The 24999-nt window shown below is 73.3% G+C and carries 22 protein-coding genes; 13 read left to right on the forward strand and 9 right to left on the reverse strand.

Features of this window, described 5'->3' with window-relative positions; genetic code table 11:
• Positions 1-103 precede the first annotated feature (103 nt).
• Positions 104-1057, reverse strand: coding sequence for an aldo/keto reductase (locus NI26_RS02430; protein ID WP_066652028.1), 954 nt, complete (start codon positions 1055-1057; stop codon positions 104-106).
• Positions 1058-1148: 91 nt separating this feature from the next.
• Between NI26_RS02430 and NI26_RS02435 the strand changes: the two genes are divergently transcribed.
• The gene (locus NI26_RS02435) at positions 1149-1793 is read left to right on the forward strand and encodes a HEAT repeat domain-containing protein (RefSeq protein ID WP_066652030.1); all 645 of its coding nucleotides are present in this window, start codon (positions 1149-1151) and stop codon (positions 1791-1793) included.
• Between the two features lie 349 nt (positions 1794-2142).
• Positions 2143-3438 carry a sodium:proton exchanger gene (locus NI26_RS02440; RefSeq protein WP_235426454.1) on the forward strand — a complete coding sequence of 432 codons (1296 nt, stop codon included), beginning with the start codon at positions 2143-2145 and terminating at the stop codon, positions 3436-3438.
• Positions 3439-4009: 571 nt separating this feature from the next.
• On the opposite strand, the gene NI26_RS02445 is transcribed toward NI26_RS02440, so the two are convergent.
• Positions 4010-4699, reverse strand: a complete 690-nt coding sequence (locus tag NI26_RS02445; RefSeq protein WP_066652032.1) for a metal-dependent transcriptional regulator — start codon at positions 4697-4699, stop codon at positions 4010-4012.
• Between the two features lie 22 nt (positions 4700-4721).
• Between NI26_RS02445 and NI26_RS02450 the strand changes: the two genes are divergently transcribed.
• From NI26_RS02450 to NI26_RS02470, 5 genes are all read left to right on the forward strand, one after another.
• Positions 4722-5603, forward strand: coding sequence for a CPBP family intramembrane glutamic endopeptidase (locus tag NI26_RS02450; RefSeq protein ID WP_066652040.1), 882 nt, complete (start codon positions 4722-4724; stop codon positions 5601-5603).
• Between the two features lie 213 nt (positions 5604-5816).
• Positions 5817-7616: a phosphatase PAP2 family protein gene (locus tag NI26_RS02455; protein WP_081984600.1), complete on the forward strand. Its 1800-nt coding sequence runs from the start codon at positions 5817-5819 to the stop codon at positions 7614-7616.
• 144 nt (positions 7617-7760) lie between these two features.
• On the forward strand, positions 7761-8636 hold the full coding sequence (locus NI26_RS02460; protein ID WP_144411218.1) for a L,D-transpeptidase: 876 nt from the start codon (positions 7761-7763) through the stop codon (positions 8634-8636).
• A gap of 29 nt (positions 8637-8665) precedes the next feature.
• Positions 8666-9562 carry a UbiA family prenyltransferase gene (locus NI26_RS02465; RefSeq protein WP_066652042.1) on the forward strand — a complete coding sequence of 299 codons (897 nt, stop codon included), beginning with the start codon at positions 8666-8668 and terminating at the stop codon, positions 9560-9562.
• A complete protein-coding gene (locus NI26_RS02470) occupies positions 9559-11010 on the forward strand; it encodes a phytoene desaturase family protein (protein ID WP_066652044.1) in 1452 nt (483 codons plus the stop codon). Before NI26_RS02465 ends, NI26_RS02470 begins: the two co-directional genes overlap by 4 nt.
• A 19-nt stretch (positions 11011-11029) precedes the next feature.
• On the opposite strand, the gene NI26_RS02475 is transcribed toward NI26_RS02470, so the two are convergent.
• Positions 11030-11827 carry an HAD-IIA family hydrolase gene (locus tag NI26_RS02475; RefSeq protein ID WP_058730132.1) on the reverse strand — a complete coding sequence of 266 codons (798 nt, stop codon included), beginning with the start codon at positions 11825-11827 and terminating at the stop codon, positions 11030-11032.
• A 138-nt stretch (positions 11828-11965) separates the two neighbouring features.
• Between NI26_RS02475 and NI26_RS02480 the strand changes: the two genes are divergently transcribed.
• The 4 genes from NI26_RS02480 to NI26_RS02495 all read left to right on the forward strand — a co-directional run bounded on the left by NI26_RS02480 (position 11966) and on the right by NI26_RS02495 (position 14704).
• Complete coding sequence (locus tag NI26_RS02480) at positions 11966-12712, forward strand: TetR/AcrR family transcriptional regulator (protein WP_066652046.1); 747 nt, start codon at positions 11966-11968, stop codon at positions 12710-12712.
• The gene (locus tag NI26_RS02485) at positions 12709-13575 is read left to right on the forward strand and encodes a DUF3592 domain-containing protein (RefSeq protein ID WP_066652048.1); all 867 of its coding nucleotides are present in this window, start codon (positions 12709-12711) and stop codon (positions 13573-13575) included. The genes NI26_RS02480 and NI26_RS02485 overlap by 4 nt, the downstream gene beginning before the upstream one ends.
• Positions 13576-13633: 58 nt before the next feature.
• A complete protein-coding gene (locus tag NI26_RS02490) occupies positions 13634-13945 on the forward strand; it encodes a DUF4190 domain-containing protein (protein ID WP_066652049.1) in 312 nt (103 codons plus the stop codon).
• Between the two features lie 87 nt (positions 13946-14032).
• Entirely contained in the window at positions 14033-14704 is a 672-nt protein-coding gene (locus NI26_RS02495; protein WP_442854643.1) for a TrmH family RNA methyltransferase, read from the forward strand.
• 215 nt (positions 14705-14919) lie between these two features.
• Here the strand turns inward: NI26_RS02495 and NI26_RS02500 are convergent, their stop codons facing one another.
• The 4 genes from NI26_RS02500 to NI26_RS02515 all read right to left on the reverse strand — a co-directional run bounded on the left by NI26_RS02500 (position 14920) and on the right by NI26_RS02515 (position 19656).
• Positions 14920-15939, reverse strand: coding sequence for a LacI family DNA-binding transcriptional regulator (locus NI26_RS02500; RefSeq protein ID WP_066652050.1), 1020 nt, complete (start codon positions 15937-15939; stop codon positions 14920-14922).
• 281 nt (positions 15940-16220) lie between these two features.
• Positions 16221-18290, reverse strand: a complete 2070-nt coding sequence (locus NI26_RS02505; RefSeq protein WP_066652051.1) for a YhgE/Pip domain-containing protein — start codon at positions 18288-18290, stop codon at positions 16221-16223.
• A complete protein-coding gene (locus tag NI26_RS02510) occupies positions 18287-19003 on the reverse strand; it encodes a hypothetical protein (RefSeq protein WP_066652052.1) in 717 nt (238 codons plus the stop codon). The genes NI26_RS02505 and NI26_RS02510 overlap by 4 nt, the downstream gene beginning before the upstream one ends.
• Entirely contained in the window at positions 19000-19656 is a 657-nt protein-coding gene (locus NI26_RS02515) for a TetR/AcrR family transcriptional regulator (RefSeq protein WP_066657692.1), read from the reverse strand. The genes NI26_RS02510 and NI26_RS02515 overlap by 4 nt, the downstream gene beginning before the upstream one ends.
• Positions 19657-19814: 158 nt before the next feature.
• Between NI26_RS02515 and NI26_RS02520 the strand changes: the two genes are divergently transcribed.
• Positions 19815-23474, forward strand: a complete 3660-nt coding sequence (locus NI26_RS02520; protein WP_066652053.1) for a S8 family peptidase — start codon at positions 19815-19817, stop codon at positions 23472-23474.
• 135 nt (positions 23475-23609) lie between these two features.
• A complete protein-coding gene (locus NI26_RS16755) occupies positions 23610-23780 on the forward strand; it encodes a hypothetical protein (RefSeq protein ID WP_153257418.1) in 171 nt (56 codons plus the stop codon).
• Positions 23781-23860: 80 nt separating this feature from the next.
• Here the strand turns inward: NI26_RS16755 and NI26_RS02525 are convergent, their stop codons facing one another.
• On the reverse strand, positions 23861-24034 hold the full coding sequence (locus NI26_RS02525; RefSeq protein WP_066652055.1) for an Rv0909 family putative TA system antitoxin: 174 nt from the start codon (positions 24032-24034) through the stop codon (positions 23861-23863).
• A gap of 85 nt (positions 24035-24119) precedes the next feature.
• Positions 24120-24998: a L,D-transpeptidase gene (locus tag NI26_RS02530; RefSeq protein ID WP_066652057.1), complete on the reverse strand. Its 879-nt coding sequence runs from the start codon at positions 24996-24998 to the stop codon at positions 24120-24122.
• Position 24999: the final 1 nt, after the last annotated feature.

Genomic DNA, 24999 nt, shown 5'->3' on the forward strand with positions numbered 1-24999 from the left:
ACCGCTGCGAGCAACCGCCGACGTTGCGTTCCGCGGGGGTAGCCGGGCCGCAGGACCGCGGGCGCGGGAGCGCGGGAGCGCGGGGGCGGGGCGGGCGGCGCCGTCAGGATGCGGCGGGGACCCGCGCGGACGCCTCGTCCAGGGTGCGGAGCTCCTCGGCGCCCAGCTCGAGGTCCGCGGACGCCAGGAGCGCCGGCAGCTGCTCGGTGTTCCGCGCGCTCGCGATCGGCGCGACGACGTCCGGCTGGGCCTGCAGCCACGCGAGGGCGACCGATGCGATCTCGGCCTCGTGCGCCTCGGCGATGCGGGAGAGCGCGTCGACCACGGCCAGTCCCTCGTCCGAGAAGTAACCCGACACCTGCCCCTCGCGGTCCTTGCCGGCGAAGTCGTCCTTCGTGCGGTACTTCCCGGTCAGGAACCCGGCGGCGAGCGCGAAGTAGGGCACGACCCCCAGGCCCTCGGACGCGGCGAGCGGGGCGATGTCCGACTCGTAGGGCTCACGGGTGACGAGGTTGTAGTGCGGCTGGATCGCGACGGGCAGCGCCAGCCCGTTCTCCTTCGCGATGCGGATCCACTCCTCGGCACGCGGACGCGAGTAGTTCGAGATCGCGGTGTACCGGACGAGGCCCTCCTGCACGAGCTGGTCGAACGCGCGGACGGTCTCCTCGAGCGGGGTGTCCTGGTCGTCGAAGTGCGCGTAGTACAGGTCGATCCGGTCGGTGCCCAGCCGCTCGAGGCTCGCGCGGGCAGCCGCAGCGACGTTCGACGCGGACAGGCCGCTGTACTGCGGGTGCTGCGAGACCTTCGTCGCGACCACGACGTCGTCGCGCTTCCCGGAGGCGCGGAGCCACGAGCCGATGACGCGCTCCGACTCGCCGCCCTCGTTGCCCGGCGCCCACGCGGAGTACACGTCCGCGGTGTCGACGAAGTCGCCGCCGGCCGAGGTGTACGCGTCGAGCACCCGGTGCGAGGTCTGCTCGTCGGCGGTCCAGCCGAAGACGTTGCCGCCGAGGGCGAGGGGGAACACGTGCAGGTCACTGGTTCCGATGCGGGGCATGGGGAGTCCTTCCGGTGCGGTACGGGTCCCGTCCACGCTATGCCCCGGCTCCGTGCACGTGACCAGCGGGTACCCGGTGTTGCATGAGGGGATGACCACCCTCGCCGACGACCTCACCGACCCCCGCTCGTCCGTCCGACTCCGTGCCGTGATGGCCGCCGGCACCGAGGCGAGGCCGTCCGACCTCGAGGTGCTCGTCGAACGCTGTGCCGTCGAGCCGGACCTGCAGGTGCGCGAGGCCCTGACGTGGGCGCTCGTCAGGCTGCCGGCGGAGACCGTCGTGCCCCGGCTGACGCACGAGCTGCACCGTCCGGAGGCGCAGGCGCGCTCCCAGGCGCTCCACACCCTGTCGAAGATCCGCGACGGGTCGGTGTACCCCGAGGTGGCCGACCGGCTCGGCGACGACGACCCCGGTGTGCGTCGGACGGCCTGGCGCGCGGCCGTCCTGCTCGCTCCGGCCGAGGAGGGTCCCGCCCTCGCCCGACGCCTCGCCCGCGAACTCGGTCAGGGTGACCGGGAGACCCGACTCGCGCTGAGCCGTGCGCTGGTCTCGCTCGGCGAGGACGTCGTCGCCCCCGTCCTGGCAGACGCGTCCGAACGTCGCGGCGAGGCCGTGTGCGCGCACGTCGACGAGACCGGACGACTGCTCGCCGACCCGGACGCCGGATCGGCGCTCGCGCTCGAACGCGCCCGTCGCGAGATGGCGCTCGGACGCGGCAAACGCGCCTCCGGGTGACCACCTGACGGACGGGAGGCCCGTGGCTGCGCCGCCACGGGCCTCCCGTCCGACGCGCGGTGCGCCACGAGCGCGTCCCGCCGTTCCGGGACGGGCCGCGGAAGACCCGGATTCGGGTCGACGAACAGGCCCGATCGGCTTGCGCACGCGGATCGGAGCGCGCCAAGGTGGACGGCGAAGGGGAGTAGCTCCCAGCGCGTGCATCGACACACTGGCCATCACGACGATCGGCCCGGTGCACCACCTGCCGGTCCCACCCGGCGGGCGAGCGAGACCTTCGGCCGTTCTGCCGTGCCGAAGCGCTCCCCACCCCTGCGCGATCGGTGCGGCCCGACCAAGGGACCACCCCGTGATCGACACCTCACCCGTCCGCGTCGTCGATGCCGACGCACCGCCCGCCCGCATGGGACGCAGCGCTTGGGGGCGCATCGCGATCTGCATCGTGATCGCCCTGCCCGCCGTGGTCTTCCGCGTCACGGGCTCCGCCCCGAACCCCGTCGTCGACCTGCTGGTCTTCGGCGGTGCGGTGGTCGCCGCCTCGTTCCTGCTCGCCTGGGCCGCCGAGGCCGCGCAGAAGGACATCTCCGGGGCGCTCGCCATCGCGATCCTCGCGCTCATCGCCGTGCTGCCCGAGTACGCCGTCGACCTGTACTACGCGTTCCGCTCCGGGTACGACCCGTCGTACGAGCAGTTCGCCGCCGCGAACATGACCGGCTCGAACCGGCTGCTGCTCGGGTTCGGCTGGCCCCTCGTCGTGGTGATCTCGCTGCTCGTCGCCCGCCGGTACGTCCGCGCCGGCACCCTGCCCCGGTCGGCGACGACGGTGCTGCAGCTGCAGCAGTCCTCGCGGCTGGACATCGGCTTCCTGGCGCTCCTGGCGGTCGTCGCGTTCCTCATCCCGCTGATGGGCTCGATCCCGCTGTGGTTCGGGTTCGTGCTGCTCGCCGCCTTCGTCGCGTACCTGTGGCGGGCGTCGCAGGCGCCGGACGACGGCGGCGACGAGGAGATGGTCGGGATGGCGGGGAACATCGCCTCGATGCCGCAGCGTGCGCGCCGCTGGACGATCGTCGCGCTGTTCCTCGTGGCCGCCGCCGTCATCCTGTCGTCGGCGGAGCCGTTCGCGGACGCACTCGTCGAGTCGGGGAGCGCGCTCGGCATCGACAGCTACTTCCTCGTGCAGTGGCTCGCGCCGCTCGCGACCGAGGCGCCCGAGTTCATCGTCGCAGCGCTCTTCGCCCTGCGCGGGATGGGCGGCGCGGCGATCGGGACGCTCATCGCGTCGAAGGTCAACCAGTGGTCGCTGCTCGTCGGGTCGCTGCCGATCGCCCACGTGCTCGGTGGCGGGACGACGGGCGGGCTGCCGCTCGACGGTCGGCAGGTCGAGGAGTTCGTGCTCACCGCGTCGCAGACCGTGCTGGGCGTGGCGATCATCATCGCGCTGCGCTTCCACCGGTGGTCGGCGATCGCGCTCGTGGCGCTGTTCGCGGTGCAGTTCGTGGTGACGGACACGAGCGGGCGGTGGGTGCTGAGCGGGGTGCACGTGGTCGCGGCGCTCGTGGTGCTGTGGATCAACCGGAAGGACATCGTGCCGACGTTGCGGGCCCCGTTCCGGCGGGCCGGCGCCGCCGGCGCTCCGGCCGCGTAGGCGGCGGCGCGGCTCCGCCCGCGGCCGCGGCCGCGGGCGCGGCGGCTGCGGTCGGTTCCGGTCGTACGACCTGCCGTCGGCGGCCGTTCAGGTCGCACGACGTGCCGTCGGCGGCCGTTCCGGTCGCACGACGTGCCGTCGGCGGCGGAGGTGAGCGGCATGTCGTGCGACGGGAATCGTGGGACGGGAGGCTCGGGGAGGGCTGGCATCGGGCCTCCCGTCCAATGGGCGCGCCGGCGGTTCCGGTCGCACGACCTGCCGTCGGCGACGGTTCAGGTCGCACGACGTGCCGTCGGCGGCGGTTCCGGTCGCATGACCTGCCGTCGGCGGCGGTTCCGGTCGCATGACGTGCCGTCGGCGGCGGAGGTGAGCGGCATGTCGTGCGACGGGAATCGTGGGATGGGAGGCTCGGGGCGGGCTGGCACCGGGCCTCCCGTCCGTTCGTGGGCGCCAGCCGCATCGAACGGGCAGGACGTGCCGCGCGCGTCCCGTCGGGCGGGCAGGATCCGTCGGCAGGAGCCGCCGAGTGTGACAGGAAGTGCCCGCTCGGCGAGCGGGCGGCGGGCTGGCGTCAGTCGGCGTCGGGGGCGAGCCAGATGGCCGAGGCGGCGGCGGCCGGCAGGTCGACGAGGGACTCCTCGCCGTCGGGAGCCCGCCGGCTGACGGCGATCACACCCGCGTAGTCGCGGACCCGCTCGACGCGCAGGTGCGTGCCCAGTGCGACCCCGAGCTCGTCGAAGTACCGGAGCAGGGCCGGGTCGTCGTCGGACACCCGGTCCACGACCCCGCAGGCTCCGGGTTCGACCGAGCCGAGCAGCGTGCCCGCCGACGACGGGACTGACCCGTCCGTCGCCGGGATCGGGTCACCGTGCGGGTCGTGCGTCGGGTGGCCGAGGTCGGCGTCGACCCGCTCGAGGAACGTCTCGGACACCGCGTGCTCGAGCGCCTCGGCCTCGGTGTGGACCTCGTCCCACGAGTAGCCGAGCCGCTGCACCAGGTACGTCTCGATGAGCCGGTGGCGACGGACCATCGCCACGGCGACCTGCTGCCCGAGCGGGGTGAGCACGACGCCGTAGTAGGGGGTGTGCTCGATGAGGCCGTCGCGGTCGAGCTTGCGGAGGTTCCCCGACACCGTCGACGCCGAGACCCCGAGGGCCGCCGCGATGTCCCGCGTCGCGAGCCCCTCGCCGCCGCGCTCGGTCGACTTCCACACGAGCTTCACGTAGTCCTCCGCCATGACGGACAGGGAGGGCAGGCGCATGCGTCAATGGTACAAACGGCGGGTGACCACCACCGCACCCGCCCGACGCCGTCGCTGGCCGGTGCCCCCGTCGCTCCTGCTCGGCCTCGCGCCGCTCGTCGCCTTCGCGGCCGTCAGCGCCTGGCGCTCGCGGCCGAGCGACGACTACAGCACGCTCGGGCAGACCGTCGAGGGCGTCCTCGGGGCACTCGTGGTGCCGGAGGGCATCGCGGTGCTCGTGCTCTGCGTCTACGTCACCGCGCTGGGCTGGTGGCCGATCGCGACCGCCGACCGTCGTCGGACGGCACTCCGGTGGACGCTCACGGCCCCGGCGTTGATCGCAGCCGTGTGCGTCGCCCGGCTCCCGCTCGTCGAGTGGGGCGCCCAGCCGGTGCGGTACTTCCTGCTGCTCGCCGTCGGGGTCCTCTTCGTGGGGGTGTTCGAGGAGCTGCTCACCCGCGGCGTGCTGCTCGTCGGGCTCCGGCGGCGGCTGCCCGAGTTCGGCGTGTGGATCGCGTCGTGCGTGCTGTTCGGGCTGCTGCACTTCCTCAACGTCCTCGCCGGCGCGGAGGTCGGTGCGACCGTCGTGCAGGTCGTCTTCGCGGCGTCGTTCGGCTCGACGCTCTACCTCGCCCGCCGGCTCACCGGGAACCTGCTCGCTCCCGTGCTGCTGCACGCCTTCTGGGACTTCGGGTCGATCGCGGTGTCGGCCACCGTGCCGACGCAGGACCTCGTGCGGATGGTGCCCGTCGGGCTCCTCGGACTGTTCGCGTTCGCGGTGCTCGCCCTCGGGGTGGTCGCCGGCGGCCTGGTCGCATGGCGGGACGACCGGGGCCACCGCCTGCTGCGCCGGTGGCGGTCGGTGCCGCCCGTGGGGGCGCCCGCGGTGCAGGGGGACGAGCCGCGCCTCCCGTCCGCCGTCTGACCCGACCGCCCGCGCTCAGGTGCCGGGCCCGGCGGGTGCCGCCGGGCCGACTCGTCCGCGAGGGCGACGGGCTGCGAATGCGCACAGCCTGCGGCCCGGTTCACCCCCGGGTGGGGGACCGTTCGCCGCCCGGCAACCACCCGTCCCTAGGTTCACCCTGTTCCCACACCGGTACAACAGGAAGGGGCGTCGCCCCCGGGCGACCACCACCACATGCGCAGATCCACCGTCCGCGGCGTGACCGTCGCCACCGTCGCGACCGCACTCGTGCTCGGGTCACCGCTCGCCGCGCAGGCCGCGACGTACCCGAGCGACTCCACCGAGCCCGACCTGGTGTCGCTGCTCAGCGGGTACGACCAGTACTGGACGTCGAGCGGGAAGAACGACCTGCACGGCACCGTGGACGACCCGGCGACGCTGGCGAAGAACGACCAGCTGACGTCGTGGATCAACCAGCACGCGACGACGGCGCAACAGTTCCGGGCGCTGCAGGACGCCGAGTACGACAACGCGACGAACACCGCCTACGACCAGTCCTTCACCGTGTCGCAGGGGCTCGGCGAGACGCTGAGCAAGCTGTTCGTGCAGGGGCGCAACGACGGCGACCTGCCGCTCGTCAACGCGCTCGTCAACTCGTCGAACGGTACGAGCGGCGCCTACGTCGGCACCGGCGACGCGAAGGCCCACTACAGCTACCCGCGGCCGTACCTGCCGACCGACACCGCGGCGACGCTGCCCGCCGGTGACGACACGGCCAGCTGCAACCCGGCGACCGTGAACGCGTCGTCGCTCGCCGCGAACCGCACCGGCACGGCCTGGGCGGACGCGAAGGGCAACCTCACGATCACGCGGGTGCCGGCCACGACCGACACCACGCACGAGTTCTCGCCGAACGACGTCGTGCTCGACGCCGGCTACGGCCAGAAGGGCATCTGCACCGGCGGCTCGTACCCGTCCGGGCACACCACCACGGCGTACCAGGCGGGCATCACCCTCGCCACGCTCGTGCCCGAACTCGCGCCGGAGATCCTCGCCCGCACGTCCGAGGCCGGCAACGACCGCATCGTCCTCGGCGTCCACTACCCGCTCGACATCACGGGAGGACGCATCGACGGCGAGGCCGCCCTCGCCGCCCGCTGGTCCGACACGCAGTACCGCACCGAGGTCCTCGAGCCGGCCCGCGCCGAGCTCACGGCGTACCTCGAGGCGAAGTGCGGCGACACCCTCGCGAACTGCATCGCCGCGGAGCGGCCCTACACCGACGACCCCTACGGCGGCCAGGCGATGCCCGGCGGCACCGCGCAGGTCGTCACCGACCGGGCCTCGGCCGTGCAGGTCTACCGCGAGCGCATGACCTACGGCTTCGCGCAGACCGGCACCGCGGGTCTCGCCCCGTCGGTCCCCACCGGCGCGTCGAACCTGCTCCTGTCGACCTTCCCGACCCTGACCGACGCGCAGCGCACGCAGGTGCTCGCGCAGACCGAGATCGCCTCGGGCCACCCCCTCGACCAGTCCGGCTCCGCGAACGGCTCGTGGGAGCGGCTCGACCTCGCAGCCGCGACGAGCGCGACCGTCGCCGTCGGCGCGGACGGCACCGCGACGGTCGTCGCGACCGGTGGGCAGGCCCGCGTCGTCTCCGGCGTGCTGAGCGCCCCCGAGGGCACCTCCGTGCAGGCCGGGAAGACGATCGCCCTCGCCGGCACCGGACTCCCCGCCGGCGCCACCCTGCAGGTCGTCCTGCGGTCCGACCCGGTCACGGTCGGCACGCTCACGGTCGGTACGGACGGCACCGCGACCGGCTCGGTCGTGATCCCCGCGGACGCTCCGGTCGGCGCGCACACGCTCGACCTCGCCGACGCGTCGGGCGCCTCGGTGCTCGTGACGCCGCTCGCGATCACCGTGACCGCGGCGTCGAACGCGGGCGGCTCGACCGGCGGCGCGGGCACGGCGGGCGGCACCGGCGCCACCGGGACCGTCCCCGCCGGCGTGCACCTGCCGGTCGTCAGCGGCTGACCCACCGGACGGGAGGCGCGCAACCGGACCGTCACGTGCCTCCCGTCCGCACCCACCCGACGGGAGGCGCGGGACCGCCCCGCCCCGCGCCTCCCGTCCGCCGCCCCTGACCGCTCACCCCCCCTCGCACCACCGGAGGCCCCCGTGCCGTACCCCAAGACCTGGACCACCGTCGGCATCGCCGCCGTCGTGGTCGCCGCCGCCGCGATCGCCGTCCCGGTGCTGACCGGCGCGACCGGCGGCGACGCCGTCCCCGCCGCGGCGGACCGCACCCCCACGGCCACGGCGCGCACGGTACCGAGCGTCCCCGACGTCGCCGCAGCGGCGCTCGCCGCGCTGCCCGAAGCGCGCTACTCGGCCGTGGTCGACGGCCTGCTGCCCGTCGACCGGACGGTGTCGTCCGCCGAGGTCTTCCACCTCCGCACCGACGCACCGCTCTTCGGGTCCGATCGGCAGCACCCTGTCGCGCGCTTCGCGGCCACCGACTTCCTCGGCCAGCCCACGACGGTCGTGGGACTGCGGCACGAGGGGGACTGGGAGCTCGTCCTCACGCCGGCGCGTCGGGAGCTGCCCTCGGCGGCCGACGGACACGCGGCCGCGCAGACGGCCGCGTGGGTGCCGCGGACGGCACTCGTGCAGCAGGTCACACCGACGTCGCACGTGGTCATCTCGACGGCCGACCAGACCGTGTCCATCGAGTCCTCGTCCGGACGGGTCACCCGGAGCTTCCCCGCGGGCGTGGGCACCTCCGACACCCCGACGCCGACCGGCGTGACGGGGTACCTGGAGCAGCGGTACGTCGACCCCTCGCAAGGGACGGGCGACCAGGCGATCCAGCTGACGTCGCTGCACTCGAGCGCAGCCGACGAACCGTACGGCGGGTCGGACGGCGGGCTCATCGGCCTGCACTGGAACGCGGCGGCCTCGGGGGCGGTGTCCCACGGGTGCGTGCGACTCTCCGCGGAGGGGGTCGCGGCGCTCGACGCCCTGCCGCTCGGGACGCTCGTGACGGTGGAGTAGCACGGGCACCGCCGGGTACGCTCGGGCCGGTGACCGACGGGACCGGACAGTTGCCCAGGACCCTGCGGTCCGGGGCCGGTGCGACCGTGCGTCGACTGGTGCACGTCTCGCGTCCGGTCCTGTGGATCAACACGATCGGCTCAGGGCTGGTCGCCGTGTGGCTCACCGGCGCGCTGTTCGACCTGCGGGCGCTGCCGATCCTGATCTGGCTGACGCTGCCGTTCAACCTGCTCATCTACGGCGTCAACGACGTGTTCGACCAGGACACCGACGCGACGAACCCCCGCAAGGGGTCCATCGAGGGTGCCAGGATCCGGCAGTCCGAGGTCCGACTCATCGTCTGGGCGGTCGCCGTGGTCAACGTGCCGTTCCTCGTCGCGTTCCTGCTGACGCTGCCGCCGCTCGCGAACGCCGCGATCCTGCTCTACGCGGTCGTCTTCGTCTGCTACTCCGCGCCACCGGTGCGCTTCAAGGCCCGGCCGTACCTCGACTCGCTGAGCAACGCGGCGTACGCGCTGCCGCTGGTCATCGTGCCGTTCGCCCTCGAGGAGGAGCCGACGTGGCCCGCCGCGCTGGGACTGATGGCCTGGAGCGTCGCCAAGCACGCCTTCGACGCCGTGCAGGACATCGTCGAGGACCGTGACGCGGGCATCACCACGACCGCGGTCCGGCTCGGACCCCGGGGGACCGCGCTGTGGAGCGGCGCCTGGTGGGTGGTGTCGACGGTGTTGTTCGCCGTGGTCAGCATCCCCGTCGCCGCCGTCAACCTGCTCATCGCCGGCATCCTCGTCGTGTGCCTGCTGCGCGCCCCGTCGCCGGAGACCGGTCACCGCCTGTACCGCCTGTCGGTCGCCTTCCCGTACATCGCGGGGTCCTTCGCCGGGGTGCTGCTCCTGGTGTCCATCGTGCTCGGAGGTGCCCGGTGAGTCGTGTCGTCGTCGTCGGAGGCGGGATCGGTGGGCTCACCGCCGCCGCCCTGCTCGCCCGTGCCGGGCACCGTGTGACCCTGCTCGAGGCGTCGGACCGGCTCGGGGGCAAGAGCCGTCGCATCCAGCTCGGGGCGGACCGGATCGACACCGGGCCGTCGCTCGTCACCTTCCCGGCGGTGTGGGACGAGCTGCTGCGGCGACTCGGCGGACGTTCCGGCGAGGACGGGCACCTCGACCTCGTGCGCATGCCCGAGGTCGGCCGGTACTTCCACCGGGGCGAGGAGACCGCGCTGCCGGTCGCGCCCGACCACCCCTGGTACCCGGCGTGGCGACGCTTCGCCGACCTGCACGCGCCGCTCGCCGACGACGTCACGCGGCTCCTGCTCGCCGACCCGCTCGACCGCTCGGCCCTGCCGGCCGTCCGTCGCCTGCTCTCCGTGTACGGCTCGCGGCTCACGACGCGTGCGTACCTCGACGGCCTGGCGTGGCTGCCGGACGGGCTGCGCGAGATCATCGCGATCCACACCCTCAACGCCGGGGTCTCACCCGCACGCACCCCTGCGCTCTACGCGAGCATGCCGGCGATCATGGCGGAGACCGGCGCGTGGGTGCCCCGCGGTGGCGTGTACGAGGTCGTGCTCGCGTTGCAGCGACTCGCCGAGGCCGCCGGCGTCGAGGTCCGCACCGGCGAGGCCGTCACCCGCATCGCGCGCGGTGGCGTCACCACCGAGGCCGCGCACCACCCCGCCGACCTGGTCGTCAGCGCCCTCGACGCCGACCGGCTCGCCGCGCTGACCGGACCGGCCGGTCCGTCCGCGATGTCCGCGATGTCCGCGCTGCCCCGCCCGCGCTCCCGCCCCCGCCCCCGCCCCCGGGCCCTGTCCTGCTCCGCCGTCGCGCTCTACGGCGTGCTGCGCGAGGAGCTGCCCGAGGGCCTCGCGACGCACAGCGTGGTGCTGCCGACGAAGCCGGACGCACTGCACCGGAGCCTCGAGGCGGGCGACGAGCCGGCGGACACGATGGTGTTCGTCAACCACTACCGCGCCGGCGAGCTCTCCCCGAACCCGCACGGCACCGTGGGCGTGCTGCTGACCGCACCCGCGGACGGGGCGCACTACGAGATCGACCACCCCTTCGTGCGGCGGGAGGTCGACCGGGTGTCGGCAGCGCTGGGCCTCGACCGACCGATCACCGACCTGCTCGACGACCACGTGGTCCTCGACCCGCAGTACTACGGCACCGGGGGAGAACCGCACGGGGCGCTCTACGGGGCGGCCCGTCCGCCGTGGCAGAGCGGGCCGTTCCACCGCCCCTCGTACAACGACCGCTGGCGGCCCTGGCTGTGGCGGGTGGGCGCGTCGGTGCACCCCGGCGGCGGGATCCCGGCGGTCGTGGGCGGCGCGATGATCGCGACGGAGCGGCTGCTCCGGGCGAACCCGGTCTGAGCGCGCGTTCGCGCCCTCGCTAGAGCTCGACCTCGATCGGCTCCGCGCGGACGAGCTCGTGCACGCCGGCGATGACCTCGCTCGGGCGGAACGGGTACCGGTCGATCTCGGCCTGGTCGCTGATGCCGGTCATCACCAGGACGGTGTGGAGCCCGGCCTCGATGCCCGCCTGCACGTCGGTGTCCATGCGGTCGCCGATCATGCCCGTGTTCTCGGAGTGGGCCCCGATCCGGTTCATCGCCGAGCGGAACATCATCGGGTTCGGCTTGCCGACGACGTACGGCTGCTTCCCGGTGGCCTTCTCGATCATCGCGGCGATGGCCCCGGTCGCCGGCAGGACCCCCTCGGCACTGGGCCCGGTGGCGTCGGGGTTCGTCACGATGAACCGGGCGCCGTCGCGGATGAGCCGGACGGCCTTGGTGATCGCCTCGAACGAGTAGTTGCGGGTCTCGCCGACGACGACGTAGTCGGGCGCGGTCTCGGTCATGATGAAGCCGGCCTCGTGCAGCGCCGTCGTCATGCCGGCCTCGCCGATCACGAACGCGGAGCCGCCGGGCATCTGCGAGCGGCAGAAGTCCGCGGTGGCGAGCGCCGACGTCCAGATGCGCTCCTCGGGGACCTCGAGCCCCGACCACCGCAGCCGGGCGCTGAGGTCACGCGGCGTGAAGATCGAGTTGTTCGTCAGGACGAGGAACTCGGTCCCTTCGTCCAGCCACTGCTGGATGAGCTCGGGAGCGCCCGGCAGGGCCTGGTTCTCGTGGACGAGCACGCCGTCCATGTCGGTCAGCCAGCACTCGACTTCGTCGCGGGTCGCCATGGGCCCAGCGTACTGGGGCCGCCGCTCGCCGGGCCCGGTGGTCACCCGACTGTGGAGGACTGGCCGACCGGACACCGACCGGCGTTCGGCTTTGGGTTACGATTTTCGGGACACGTACCGGATCAAGGAGGCCTCCCCGTGCTCGTCGACCCCGGCAGCCCCACCGCACAGCCGCGCACCACGACCGACGGCCGTACCGGCGCGGGAGCGGCCGACGCCCCCACCGGGACGACACCGGCAGCCGACACCGCCGCCGCACCCCGTCGCCGCCGCGGTCGCCCCAACGTCCTGAGCCGACAGCAGGTGGTCGACGCCGCCACCGCCATCGCCAACGAGGAGGGCCTCGACCGCCTCTCCTTCCGCGCCCTCGGCGCGAAGCTCGGCGTCGCACCGATGACCGTGCACCGGACGATCGGCGGCCTCGACGACCTGCACGCCGAGCTCGTCCGTCGCACCGTCGACGAGTTCACGGCCACCTTCGTCTGGCCGGACGACTGGCGCTCGGTCGTCCACGTCTTCGCCTGCACCTTCCGCGACCTCATGCGCACCCACCCCCTCGTGCTCGAGTCGCACAGCCAGCGCGCCCCGCTCGCCTCCACCGAGTCCGACGCCGTCGTGGCGAAGGTCGTCGGGGCGCTGCAGCAGGCGGGTCTGCCGGAGCGCGAGGCCATGTACGCGTTCTTCGTGGTCTACGACTTCGTCGTCGGGCACGCCGGCGTGCAGGTCGGCCGCGGCGACTCCGAGGCGGGACGTCCGGAGCGGCACCGCGTGGTCGGGGAGATCCTCGGCGAGCACTCGTACGACGACCGCTTCGCCCTGGGCCTCGAGATCATCACCGCCGGCATCGAGGCCCGCGTCCGCACGCACGGCACCACCGCGTCGTGAGCACGGTCGACCCGCAGCAGGCGCGCCGCGAACGCGAGGCCCGGTACCGCGGCTCGACCACCGCCCTGACGATGACCGTCGTCGGTGCACTGCTGGTCGTCGCCGCGGGGGTGATCGGTGGACTCGCGGTGTCGGACTTCGTCCTGCGCTTCCGGATGATGACGGTCAACAGCATCTTCTCCGACAGCCCCGACCCGGAGACGCACCTGTGGGCGGCCCCGAGCGCGGTCGTCGGCACCCTGGTGGCCGTCGGCGTGTACACGCGGTGGAACCACCGGTGGTCCGGGCGCACCACCGACCTGGTCGGGCTCGGGCCGCTGCCGCTCTGGCTCGTCGGTGCCACCGCGTGCACCTGGTGGGCCACGACCACGCAGTGGCCCGCACCGGACCGCGTCGGCGTGGCCGTGGACCCGACGTTCGGGCACGACGAGACGTGGGGCGTCGGCAGCTGGATCCTGTACACCGCCGTGTGGTGGCTGCCGGGGCTCCTCACCGTCGTGACCGTCCTCGCGCTCGTGGCCGGCGGTGCCACGCGGATCGGCCGAGGGAACCGGCGCGCCCGGCTCACGGACGTGCTGGCGAACGGCCGCCGCACCACGGGCGAGGTCACCGCGATCAGCGGTGGCACGACCCCGGACGCGTCGCGCACGCTGCTGCGGTGGACCTTCTCGTTCGTGGACCTGCACGGCGTCCGGCGCTGGGTCGAGCGGACCGAGGGCTTCACCCACGGCACCGCTCCGGTGCTCGGCGGGACGGTGACCGTGCTCCACGACCCGGCCCGCCCCGGCGACCGCAAGCGCATCTTCACGACGACCGGCAGCGGTGACGACCCCGAGGACTTCCTGCGCCCCGGCACGACCTGAGGCCGGACGAAGATTGGCACTTCTCCACGAAAACGCGGCGCTCCTAGGCTCGTCAGCCGTGTCAGAACAGAACGTCCAGCCCCAGCAGCACCCGTACCAGCCGTACGCAACGGCGCCGGCCGCCCCGCAGCGCACGAACACCCTCGCGATCATCGCGCTCGTCGCGGCGTTCGTCGCGCCGATCGTCGGGTTCGTCCTCGGCTTCGTCGCGATGTCCCAGGCGAAGAAGCGTGACGAGGGCGGCCGTGGCCTGGCGCTCGCCGCGGTCATCGTCGGCGGGGTGATCACGGTCTTCTACGCCGTGCTCTTCATCGCGCTCGTCGCGGTCGCGATGTCCGAGCCGTCGGTCACGTACCCGACGTCGTACTGACCGTCGGCTGACGGCGGTCGCCGGACGGGAGGCGCGGGGCACGCGCCCTACGCTGGTCACGTGACCGAGCGCCTCCCGTCCGACCCCGTGGTCCCGTCGACGGGACCGGCGCAGCCGGACGGTCCCACGCTGCCACCGACCCACGAGGCCACGACGAACGGCGTCGGGCCGCACCCCGAGCCCTGGCCGGAGGACCCCCGGCTCGACCCGGAGCTGCTCGCCGCCGGGGACACCCGCAACGTCGTCGACCGCTTCCGGTACTGGTCGATGGACGCCATCGTCGCCGAGCTCGACACCCGCCGGCACGCCTTCGACGTCGCGATCGAGAACTGGCAGCACGACCTCAACATCGGGTCGATCGTGCGGAGTGCGAACGCGTTCCTCGCCGGCACCGTGCACGTCATCGGTCGGCGACGCTGGAACAAGCGCGGGGCGATGGTCACCGACCGGTACCAGCACGTGCGGTACCACCCGGACGTCGCGGCGTTCCTGGCTGCGATGCACGAGGAGGGACGACCGGTCGTCGCGATCGACAACACCCCGGGTGCCGAGCGCATCGAGACCGCGGCGATCCCGGAGCGCTGCGTGTTCCTGTTCGGGCAGGAGGGGCCGGGGCTCACCGACGAGGCCGTCGCGGGTGCGGACGCCCACCTCGAGATCACGCAGTTCGGGTCGACGCGGAGCATCAACGCCTCGGCCGCGGCGGCGATCGTCATGCACGCCTGGGTCGTCCAGCACGCGGTCCTGCCCACGGACTGACGCGCTCGCCGCCGGGCTGGAGCCGCCGGGCCGCCGGGCCGGGGGGCCGCCGGGCCGCCGGGCCGCCGGGCCGGAGGGGCCGCGCACGAGACTCGGCTCCGCGGACACGTTCGCGGCGCCGGGGCCGCGAACGTGTCCGCGGAGGCGAGACTCGGGTGCGCGCGGGAGGTGCGGGCGGCGCGGACGTGCGCGTCAGCGCGGCGCGGACGCTCGCGTCAGCGCGGAGCGGTCGTGCGGCGGGCGACGAGCCGGGGCTCGACCAGGGTCTCCTGCGCCGGAGCGGTCGGGTCGGCGATCCGGGCGAGCAGGCGCTCCCCGGCGCCACGGCCGATCTCCACGCTGCGGTCGTCGATGCTCGTGAGGCCGACGTAGGACGACGCCGCGAGCGGGGTGTCGTCGTAGCCCATCACCGACACGTCCTCGGGGACGCGCAAGCCCCGTGCGGCGAGCCCCGACATCGCACCGAGCGCCATGACGTCGTTCGCGGCGAACACCGCGGTGACGTCGGGGTGGCCGTCGAGCAGGTGCCCGACGGCCTCGGCGCCGGCCTCCTCGGTGGGTTCCACGGGCATGACGTGCGTGGCGAGCGAGGCGGGCGACGTGGCGGAGGTGATCCGTGCCTCCAGGCCGGTGAGCCGCTCCGCGGACGCAGCCGAGCGCCCGCCGACGAAGCCGATGCGCGTGTGGCCGAGCGCGAGCAGGTGTTCGGCGGCCATCCGACCACCGGCGCGGTCGTCGTTCGCGACGGTGTCGGCGCGGGGGAGCACCGCACGACCGCCGGCGACGACGACGGGCATGCTCGCCGGGATCGCGAGGTCGGTGTCGGGCTCGCCGGCGATGACGATGCCCTCGACGCGCATGGACAGGAAGCCCTCGACGGGTGAGGCGTCGAGCCCGGTGTTGAGGAAGCGGTCGGCGACGACGAGGCGGTGCCCCTGGTCCTGCAGCGCCTCGCGCAGGCCGGTGAGCAGGTCGACGAACCACTGGTTGCGGAAGTCGTCGAGGACGACGCCGATCGTGCGGCTGCGGGTGCCGGCGAGGGACACGGCCGCGGTGCTCGGGCGGTAGTCGAGTTCCTGGATGGCCCGCAGGACGGCCTCGCGGCGCTGGTCGCTGACCTTCGGGGACCGCTGGAGCACGAGCGAGACGAGGGACTTCGAGACCCCTGCGCGGGCGGCGACGTCGTAGATGGTCGCCGGTTTGCCGTCTGCGGTGGCGGACCTGCCGTCTCCCATGATCTCCCTCGACCCGTCGTGGTGTCCCTCGATCGTAGCGGCCCCGACTCGAGCGGTTGTCAGGACATGGTGCGCCGACCGGGGTGGGTGGGGTGCGGTGGGGCGAGCGCGGGGTGTCCGGCGTGCTCGCGGGGCGGAGGTGGCGCGGAGGCGGCGTGTGGTGCTGGGTGCTCGCGCACCACCGGAAGCACGTCGCGCCACGGAACCGCGTGGCGCGACGTGCTTCTCGTTGTGCTGACGGCCGCGCCGCCCCGAGCGCCCGAGCGCCCGCGCCGCCCGCGCTACCCGATCAGGCTCGGCCGCAGGTCGCGCAGCGTCCGCGAGCGGGTCTGCCGCGCCGTGACGACGTACGACACGAGCAGCGCGCCGAGCAACCAGCACGCGAGCACCCCCGCGTCCGACCACACCGCCGCGAACGACCCGCCGTACATCGTCTGCCGGATCGCGTCGACGGAGTAGGTCATCGGGAGCGCGAAGTGCAGCGCCGCCAACGGCCCCGGCAGCGTCTGCCACGGGAAGGTCCCGCCGGCGGTCACGAGCTGCACGAGCATGAGCACCAGGCCGAGGAACTGCCCGACCGAGCCGAGCAGCACGTTGAGCGCCATGATGATCGCCGCGAAGGTCGCCGAGGCGAGCACCATCACGGCCACCGTCGACCCGGCGTGCACCACGTCGAGGTCGAGCGCGAACCGCACGATCAGGAACAGCGCCGCCATCTGCACGACCCCGAGGAGCGCCGGGGTGAGCCAGCCGCCGAGCACCACGCGCAGCGGCTTCTGCACGGCGGTGATCGCCCGCTTGGAGATCGGCTTGAGGATGAGGAACAGCGCGTACATGCCGATCCAGGCGGCGAGCGAGATGAAGAACGGCGCGAGGCCGGCGCCGTAGTTCGACGCGGCGGCGACGTTGTCGTCGCCGACCTTGACCGGGTCCGAGATCACGGACGCCTGCGACGAGCGCTGTGCGGCGGTCGACGCCGGGATCCTCGTGCGTCCCTGGTCGAGCTTCGCGGCGAGCTCCTTCGAGCCGTCCTCGAGCTGGTCGACACCCGACGAGAGCTGCGAGGCACCGGACGCGGCCGACGCGGCACCGTCCGCGAGCGAGGCCGCACCGGAGGACAGCGTCGGTGCCGCGGCGGCGAGCTTCGACGTGCCCGCGGCGACCTGCGACGAGCCCGATGCGAGCTGCGAGGCGCCGCTCGACGCCGATGCGATGCCGTCCGCGAGCTGCGGCGACGCCGAGGCCAGCGCCGACGTGCCGGCCGCGACCTGGGCCGACCCGTCGCGGAGCTGGTCGACGGCCGACTTGGTCGACGCGTAGGTCTCCTTGGCCGAGGCGCCGGCGGTGTTCACGTCGCCGACCGCCTTCGTGATCGCCTCCTGCTGCGAGGGGGTCAGCGTGACGCCCTCCGGCAGGTTCGCGGTGATCTGCGCGAGCACCGTGGCGGCGTCCACCGGCTGCACCGCGTCGACGTCGGCGCTGACCGAGTCGACCTTGTCGGCCAACGCGGCGTTCCCCGCGGCGACCCGCTGCGCGCCGTCGTTCAGCTGCGCGGTCTGCGCGGGCAGCGACGCGGTCTGCTGCTGTGCGGACTGCAGCCCGGACGCCAGGGTCGAGGCGCCGGACGCGACCTGCTGTGCGCCGCTGTCGAGCTGCGCGGTCTGCGCGGGCAGCGAGGCGGTACCGGAGGCGAGCTGCGAGGCCCCGTCGGAAAGCGCGGAGGTGCCGGACGCGAGCGAGGACGCACCGTCGGCAGCCGTGGTGGCCCCCGATGCGAGCTGTCCCGCACCGTCGACGGCGTCGCCGAGGCTGTCCCGCACGTCGGCGAGTCCGACGAGCAGGGTCGTCGCCGCCTGCTTGCCGACCCGCTCGGCGACGGCCGTGCGCATGGTCTTGCCGGCCTGTTCCGCGATGGTCGAGGCGAGGTACGAGTTCGTGTCCGCGGTCGTCATGACGAGTTCGGCACGCTTCGGGTCGTCGCCCTGCGCCGACGCCAGGGCCTCGGAGAAGTCGTGCGGGATCGTCACGACGAAGTCGTACTTGCCGTTCCGCACGCCGGAGCGCGCGTCGGCCGCGGTCGTCTCGGTCCACTTGAAGTCGGCGCCGTCGATCGCCTCCTTCGTGACGTCCTCGCCGTAGTCGACCCGCTCGCCGTCGAGCGTCGCGCCGGCGTCCTGGTCGACGATCGCGGCCGGGATCTGGTCGAGCTTGGCGTACGGGTCGCGGTTCGCCCAGAGGTACGCGCCGCCGTAGAGCAGCGGCACCACCATGAGGGCGACGAACGCGAGCCGGGCGAGCGGCGTGGCGGTGAGGCGCGCCAGTTCGGCGCGGATGAGCGAGGGGATGGTCACGCGGGTGCCTCCGTCGGGACGGTTGCGGGAGTTTCGGGGTCGGAGGGGCCGGACGGGAGGCCCTGGTCGCCCCCGTCGGCCGAGGTCGCGTCGTCGGGACCCTCGGTGCGGATCGTGTCGAGCAGCTGCTCGACGGTGGCTGCGGCGGCCTTCGACGTCACGAGGACGACGGTGACGCCGCGCCGGGCGACGTCGCGCACGACCGCGAACCAGTCGGCCACGGCGCCGCCGTGCCGCTCGGGCGAGGTGAGCACGATGCCCGTGACCCCGTGCCGCAGCAGCGCGAGCTCGACGAGCAGCCGCACCCGCACGTCGGTCGGGACCCGCTGCACGTGCGTGTCGGCGTGGTCCCGCATGCCGAGCTCGTCGAGCACGGTGTCGACGTGGTCGCGCGAGGGGCGCTGCCCGGCGAACGCGAGTTCCTCGCGCACGACCTTCCGGAGCGTCATGACGGGGAACGGTTCGGCGACGCCCGGGGTGTCCACGAGCGCGAAGGCCGCGCGCACCGCTGCGGCGTCCTCGTGTCCGTCGAGCAGCACCCGCCCGGACTCGGGACGCATCCGCCCGCCGGCGATCAGGGACGCGAGCACCGGCGCCTGCTCGGTCTCGACGGCGACCACCCCGGGGCGACCAGGGGCGGCGACGGCGGACACGACGGGCAGCGCGGCGCCGGGCTCGTCGCCGATGCCGACGTGGTCGAGTTCGAGCGTCATGCGCGGGTCTCCTGCTCGGTACGGGGTGCGGGTGCGGCGGGTTCGGACAGCAGCGCGGTGCGCCAGTCGATGCCGGCGGTGCCGAGCGCCGACAGCACGACCGTGCGGCGACCGGCTTCGTCGCTCGTGCCGGACCGGGTGGCCTCGTCGAGGACGGCGATGCACGCGGCCTCGACCAGGCGGGCGAGCGTGTCCGCGTCGACGTCGTCGCGCATCGAGCCCTCGTCGATGCCGAGCGCGCAGGCCGTGCGGACCTGTGCCCGCAGCGGCGCGAACACCTCGGCCACGGACTCGGCGAACGGGCTGCGCAGGGCGACGCGGGCCATGGAGCGCACGTGCGAGACCTCGGCCCAGAGCGTCACGGCGATCGCCGCGAGCCGTGCGGCGGGCGGGAGGTCGGCGAGCTCGGACGACGACGGCATCGCGCCGGCGATCCGTGCGGCGCCGCCGGTCACGACCTCGCGCACGAGGTCGTCGCGGGAGGGGAAGTGTCCGTAGACCGCACGGCGCGACAGGCCCGCGGCGGACGCGATGGTCTCGAGCGAGGCATCGGGGTCCTGCTGCAGGACGCTCCGCGCGGCCTCGATCAGGGCGGCCCGGTTCGCCGTCGCGTCCCGTCGGGGCGCGCGTCCGGGCTGGTCGGTGGTGGTCACGAGCACCATCGTAATAACGTGCACACAGCTGTGCAAGTTACGAGGTGCTGTACCCCCGAACGAGGGTCAGTCCTCCAAAGTGCGGACTGTTCCGCCTGTGAACGAACGCATAACTTCACAGGAATTCCCACCACGGACAGAGCCGAGGAGTGCGCCCTGTGACACGTGCAACACCGAACCGTGCAGTACCCGAGCAACCACCCACCACGGAGCGCACCACGCGGTCACGCGTCGCACGCATCCTGACCGCCGGCATCGCCGCCGTCGCCCTGTCGTGCGGCGGTCTCGCCGTGGGCGGCGCAGCGAACGCCGCGCCGAGCGGTCTCTCCGCCGCCGACCTCAAGCTCGCGGCGCCCCTGCGCGACGCCAAGCCCCAGAAGACGGTCGCGGCGTTCGTCCGCACGACCGGCCAGGGGGCCCTCGAGGTCGACGCGAAGGCGAAGGGCGGCGACCTGACGAAGTCGAAGACGCCGTCGTCCGCCGCGAAGGAGCGCGTGCAGGCGATCACGTCGACCGTCGACGCCGTCCGCGCCGCCGTCAAGCGGTCCGACGCAGAGGCGACGGAGCTGTACTCGACCGAGTACACCGTCCCCGGTGTCGCCGTCGTCGCCGACGTCGACGCCCTGCGCGACATCGCCAGCCGGTCGGACGTCGAGAGCATCATCCCGCTCACGCCGAAGAAGATCGTCGACCCGACCCCGGGTGACGCGTCGAAGGCCCCGAGCGGCGTCGACCCCGACCTGGTGCAGCCGGGCGCGGACGGCGTCAGCCCGAAGAACGCCGCGAGCGACGTCTACACGCGCTCGCTCGACGCGTGGCAGCAGACCGGCCGCACCGGCAAGGGCGTCAACGTCGCCGTCCTCGACACCGGTCTCGACTACACCCAGGCCGACTTCGGCGGCCCCGGCACGACGGCCGCGTACGAGCAGGCCCTCGCGAGCACGAGCGCGCCGGACCCGAGCTGGTTCGATGCGAAGAAGTACCTCGGTGGCTACGACTTCGCCGGCCCCACCTACAACGCCGACTCCTCGAGCGCGGGCTACGACCCGACCCCGAAGCCGGACGCGAACCCGATCGACGGCAAGGGCGGCGACCACGGCACGCACGTGTCCGGCACCGCCGCGGGCTACGGCCTGACCGCGGACAAGAAGACGTTCCGCGGCGACTACACGAAGCTGACCAACCAGTCCGTCCAGGACATGTGGATCGGCCCGGGCACCGCGCCGGACGCCGGCCTCTACGCCCTCAAGGTGTTCGGTGACGGCGGCGGCTCGACCGACCTGACCGGTGCCGCGCTCGACTGGGTCGGCCAGGCCCTGACCGAGGGCAAGGACATCAACGTCCTCAACCTGTCGCTCGGTTCCGACTACGGCGCACCGGACGACCCCGACAACGCGAAGATCGACGCGCTCACCGCCCGCGGTGTCCTGCCCGTCATCGCCTCGGGCAACGCCGACGACTTCACCGACATCGGTGGCTCGCCGGGCAACGCCGAGGGCGCCCTCACCGTCGCCGCGAGCGCCACCGGGCAGTCGCTGTTCGACGGTGTCAAGGCCACCGCGCCGTCCGACGTCGCCGGCACCTACCGAGCGCAGTACTCGCAGAACTACCAGGGCACGCTGCCGGTGGAGGGCGACGTCGTCGTCCCGACCACGAACATCGACGGCTGCGCAGCGTTCAGCGCCGACGAGGCCGCGGAGATCAAGGGCAAGGTCGTCTGGCTGAAGTGGACCGACGGGGCGCTCGAGTGCGGCTCCGGTGTGCGCTTCACCAACGTGCAGGCAGCCGGCGGTGTCGGCGTCCTGCTGGCCGGGACGGTGACCAGCTTCGACTCGGGCATCGCGGGGAACGCGACCATCCCGGGTGCCGAGCTGACCTCGGACAGCGCTGCGAGCCTCCAGGCCGCCGCGACGGCCGGAACCCTGCACGTGCAGTTCGCCCAGGAGCTCAAGGGCTTCCAGCTGGCGACCGACCAGGCGAACGTGAACACGCTCGCCCCGTTCACCAGCCGTGGCGTGCACGGCTCGTTCGACGACATCGTCAAGCCGGACGTCGCCGGCCCCGGGGTCAACGTGATCTCCGCGGCCAACGGCACCGGTGACGGCCGCATGTCGATGAGCGGCACCTCGATGGCGACCCCGCACGTGGCCGGCATCGTCGCGCTGACGTTCCAGTCGCACCCGTCGTGGACGGCCCCGCAGGTCAAGGCCGCCGTGATGAACACCGCGACGCACGACGTTCGTCAGGGTGACCGGAACGCCACGCTGCTGCGCCAGGGCACCGGCCGCGTCGACGCGCTGCAGGCGGTCACCGCGGGCACCACGGTGCGCAGCATCGAGAACGACCAGCTCGTCACCGCCTCGTACGGTGTCGTCGAGGTCAGCGGGAAGACCACCGAGTCCCGCACCCTGCAGATCCAGAACACCGACGGCCGTCCGCACACGTACGACGTGGCGTACCAGGCCCAGGTGGACCAGCCGGGTGTCGCGTTCTCGCTGAGCACGAAGCGGGTCACCGCTCCGGCGCACGGCACCGCGACCGTCAAGCTGACGTACACGATCGCCGACCCGACGCAGCTGCGTCGCGTCATCGACCCCACGCAGGAGTCGGTGCAGTCCGGCTACCAGCGTGAGTTCGTCGCCGCCGAGTCCGGTGTCGTGTCCTTCACGCCGACGGACGCGAAGCTGAACCCGATGCGCCTCGGTGCGTACGTCGCGCCGAAGCCGGTCAGTGCCGTGCACGGCAAGGACATCGCGTTCTCGGGCTCGACCACGACCGCGGAGCTCGCGCTCACCGGCCGCTCGGTCGACCAGGGCGACGCCGTGACCGGGTACCACTCGTCCGTCGCACCGTTCGTCCTGGGCGGGACCGACCCGCAGGAGCCGCTGCCCGCCGGTTCGGCGAAGCAGTCGCTGCAGGCCGCCGACATCCGGGCCTACGGCGCGAACTACGACAAGGCATCCGACACGCTCGCCTTCGGCGTCCAGACCGCGGGTGCCGACGCGAACCCCGGCGCGGTGACCAACGTCGAGGTCCTCATCGACACGGACCGCGACGGTGAGCCGGACTACCTCGTCTACGACGCCAAGTCGGCCACGGTCGACGCGACGCTCGCCACCACGGTGGACCTCGCGACGGGCAAGACGGTCGACGCGCAGCCGCTCAACGGCGGCACCGCGGGACAGGACGTCAACACGTTCGACAGCGCCGTCAAGGTGCTGACGGTGTCGGCGTCGACCATCGGTGCGACCGGTCCGTTCGACTACTCGGTCCTGACCGAGTCGGCGTACGCCCCGGCCCTCGCCACCAGCGGCTCCAACGTCGTGGACGAGACCGACCCGGCGACGTACGACCCGTCGGCACCGGCGCTCACCTTCGCGCAGGGCACCACCACCGGTGTGCTCTACGCGGACAAGGGCGCGCTGCAGGTCACGCGACAGGCCGACGCCACGAACGCCCGGGTCCTGCTGCTCCACCTCGGCAACGCGGTGGGCGACCAGGCCGACGTGCTCCAGGCGGCGCAGACCGCGCCGACGCTCACCCTCCGCGAGGGCAGCGCCGTCACGATCTCCGGCACCCCGAAGGTCGGCAAGACGCTCAAGGCGAAGCCCGGCTCGTGGGACGGCAAGAAGGTCTCGTACTCGTACCAGTGGCTCCGTGACGGCGTCGCGGTGCAGGGTGCGACGGACCAGCGCTACACGCTCGGCACGACGGACGCGGGGCACCGCTTCTCCGTCGAGGTGACGGCGAAGGCGACGGGCTACCAGGACGGCTCGGCGACCTCCGCCGAGACCGCGAAGGTGGCACCTCGCAAGTAGCGATCGACACGAACGCCCCGTCACCGGTCCGGTGGCGGGGCGTTCGCCGTTCCCGGTCTCCGAGCGGAGTGGTCCCGAGTGCGGCAATGGGACATGTAGTTAGGCAAACTAGGCAATGGATGGGAGAGTGAGGCCATGCGATCCCACACCTCCCTGATGCAGCTCCGGGCGAACCCGATGGAGTGGCGCCGCCGTGGGCTGACCCCGCCCGACGCGCTCCAGGCCATGGTCGAGGAGCGGCTCGCGCAGCCAGGTCACGCCCAGCCGGTGGGCGACCCGTCGTACCAGGACTTCTTCCGCGCCTGATCGCGGAACGCCACCACCACGACGGACGGGAGGCGCGGTGCCAGCTGGCACCGCGCCTCCCGTCCGTTCCGTGGTGCGGTCTACTTGCCGATCTTGTCGTCGGCTGCGTGCTCCGCCTTGTCGATCTGGTCGCCGTGGCCACCGCCGGTGGCCTTGTCGGCCGCGTCCGCGGCCTTGCCGAGACCGGCGTCGGTCGCCTGCTCGCCCTTGTCGCTGTCCGCGAAGTCCTTGGCCTTGTCACCGAGGTCACTCATGTCGTGCTCCCTTGCTCGTCGGATCTGACCCGTCCGACGCTGCGCCGGTCGGCCCGGACGGGCTCCCAGGTGGGGTGACCGGGTCTCAGGCGACGATCTGCACGACCGTGCCGAGCGGGAGTGCGTCGACGGCATCGACCGCGTCGCCGTCGAGTCGGACGCAGCCGTGCGACACCGCACCACGCGCCACGGGTTGGTAGTGCAATCCGATCAGTCCGCCGTCCGTGCCGCCGTAGGGCTCGTCTGCGGCAGCGGAGTGCAGCGTGGTCAGCTGGATCGGGTGCACGGTCTGGTCCTGGGCGGGGTCGAGGTACCGGGCCTGGATGTACCCGATGACGCCGGTCGGGGTCGGGGTGCCCCCGGCGCCGACCCCCGCGGGGAAGTCGTGCAGGGTCGTGCCGTCCGCGTCGACGATCGACACCGTCTGCTTGCCCACCGAGATCACGACGTGGTCGGGGAGCGATCGGCTCCGGTGCAGGAGGTCCCGTCGGATCCAGGCCGCGCTCTGTGCGGCAGCGGCACCGTTCGTCGCGGACGGTAGCGCCTGCCGCGCAGGGGTCAGGACCATGGCCCAGTCGCCGGACACCTGCACGGGGACGACGACGGTCGCCTGGCCCAGGAAGTTCTTCGCGGCGAGCCGCGCGACGGGCTGGGCGCGGTCCTCGCCGTAGAGCGGCGCGTCGGACGAGATCGTGTACGCCTCGTCGGCCACCTCGGGGATCGTGGACTCGTAGTAGGGGATCAGGCCGCCGATGACGGCGTCGTACTTCGCCTCCGGCAGGATCGTGACCTGCGCTGCGGTCGGTGCGGCGTAGGGCGTGCTCGTGGCGGTGGCGCTGGACGTCGCCGACGGCTTCGTCTCCGCCGTGGTGCCGTGCCCGGTGCAGCCGGCGAGGCCGAAGGTCAGGAGCAGTGCGGCGCCGAGCGCCGGGATCGTGAGGCGGACGGTTCGGGTGTGGGTCATG

The organism is Curtobacterium sp. MR_MD2014 (assembly GCF_000772085.1).
Classification (GTDB): domain Bacteria; phylum Actinomycetota; class Actinomycetes; order Actinomycetales; family Microbacteriaceae; genus Curtobacterium.

What these genes read in the sequence shown, in the direction of transcription:
- NI26_RS02430 (WP_066652028.1), bottom strand. Translation starts at nt 1,057, where the DNA reads ATGCCCCGCATCGGAACCAGTGACCTGCACGTGTTCCCCCTCGCCCTC.
- NI26_RS02435 (WP_066652030.1), top strand. Translation starts at nt 1,149, where the DNA reads ATGACCACCCTCGCCGACGACCTCACCGACCCCCGCTCGTCCGTCCGA.
- NI26_RS02445 (WP_066652032.1), bottom strand. Translation starts at nt 4,699, where the DNA reads ATGCGCCTGCCCTCCCTGTCCGTCATGGCGGAGGACTACGTGAAGCTC.
- NI26_RS02455 (WP_081984600.1), top strand. Translation starts at nt 5,817, where the DNA reads ATGCGCAGATCCACCGTCCGCGGCGTGACCGTCGCCACCGTCGCGACC.
- NI26_RS02475 (WP_058730132.1), bottom strand. Translation starts at nt 11,827, where the DNA reads ATGGCGACCCGCGACGAAGTCGAGTGCTGGCTGACCGACATGGACGGC.
- NI26_RS02500 (WP_066652050.1), bottom strand. Translation starts at nt 15,939, where the DNA reads ATGGGAGACGGCAGGTCCGCCACCGCAGACGGCAAACCGGCGACCATC.
- NI26_RS02510 (WP_066652052.1), bottom strand. Translation starts at nt 19,003, where the DNA reads ATGACGCTCGAACTCGACCACGTCGGCATCGGCGACGAGCCCGGCGCC.
- NI26_RS16755 (WP_153257418.1), top strand. Translation starts at nt 23,610, where the DNA reads ATGCGATCCCACACCTCCCTGATGCAGCTCCGGGCGAACCCGATGGAG.
- NI26_RS02525 (WP_066652055.1), bottom strand. Translation starts at nt 24,034, where the DNA reads ATGAGTGACCTCGGTGACAAGGCCAAGGACTTCGCGGACAGCGACAAG.
- NI26_RS02530 (WP_066652057.1), bottom strand. Translation starts at nt 24,998, where the DNA reads ATGACCCACACCCGAACCGTCCGCCTCACGATCCCGGCGCTCGGCGCC.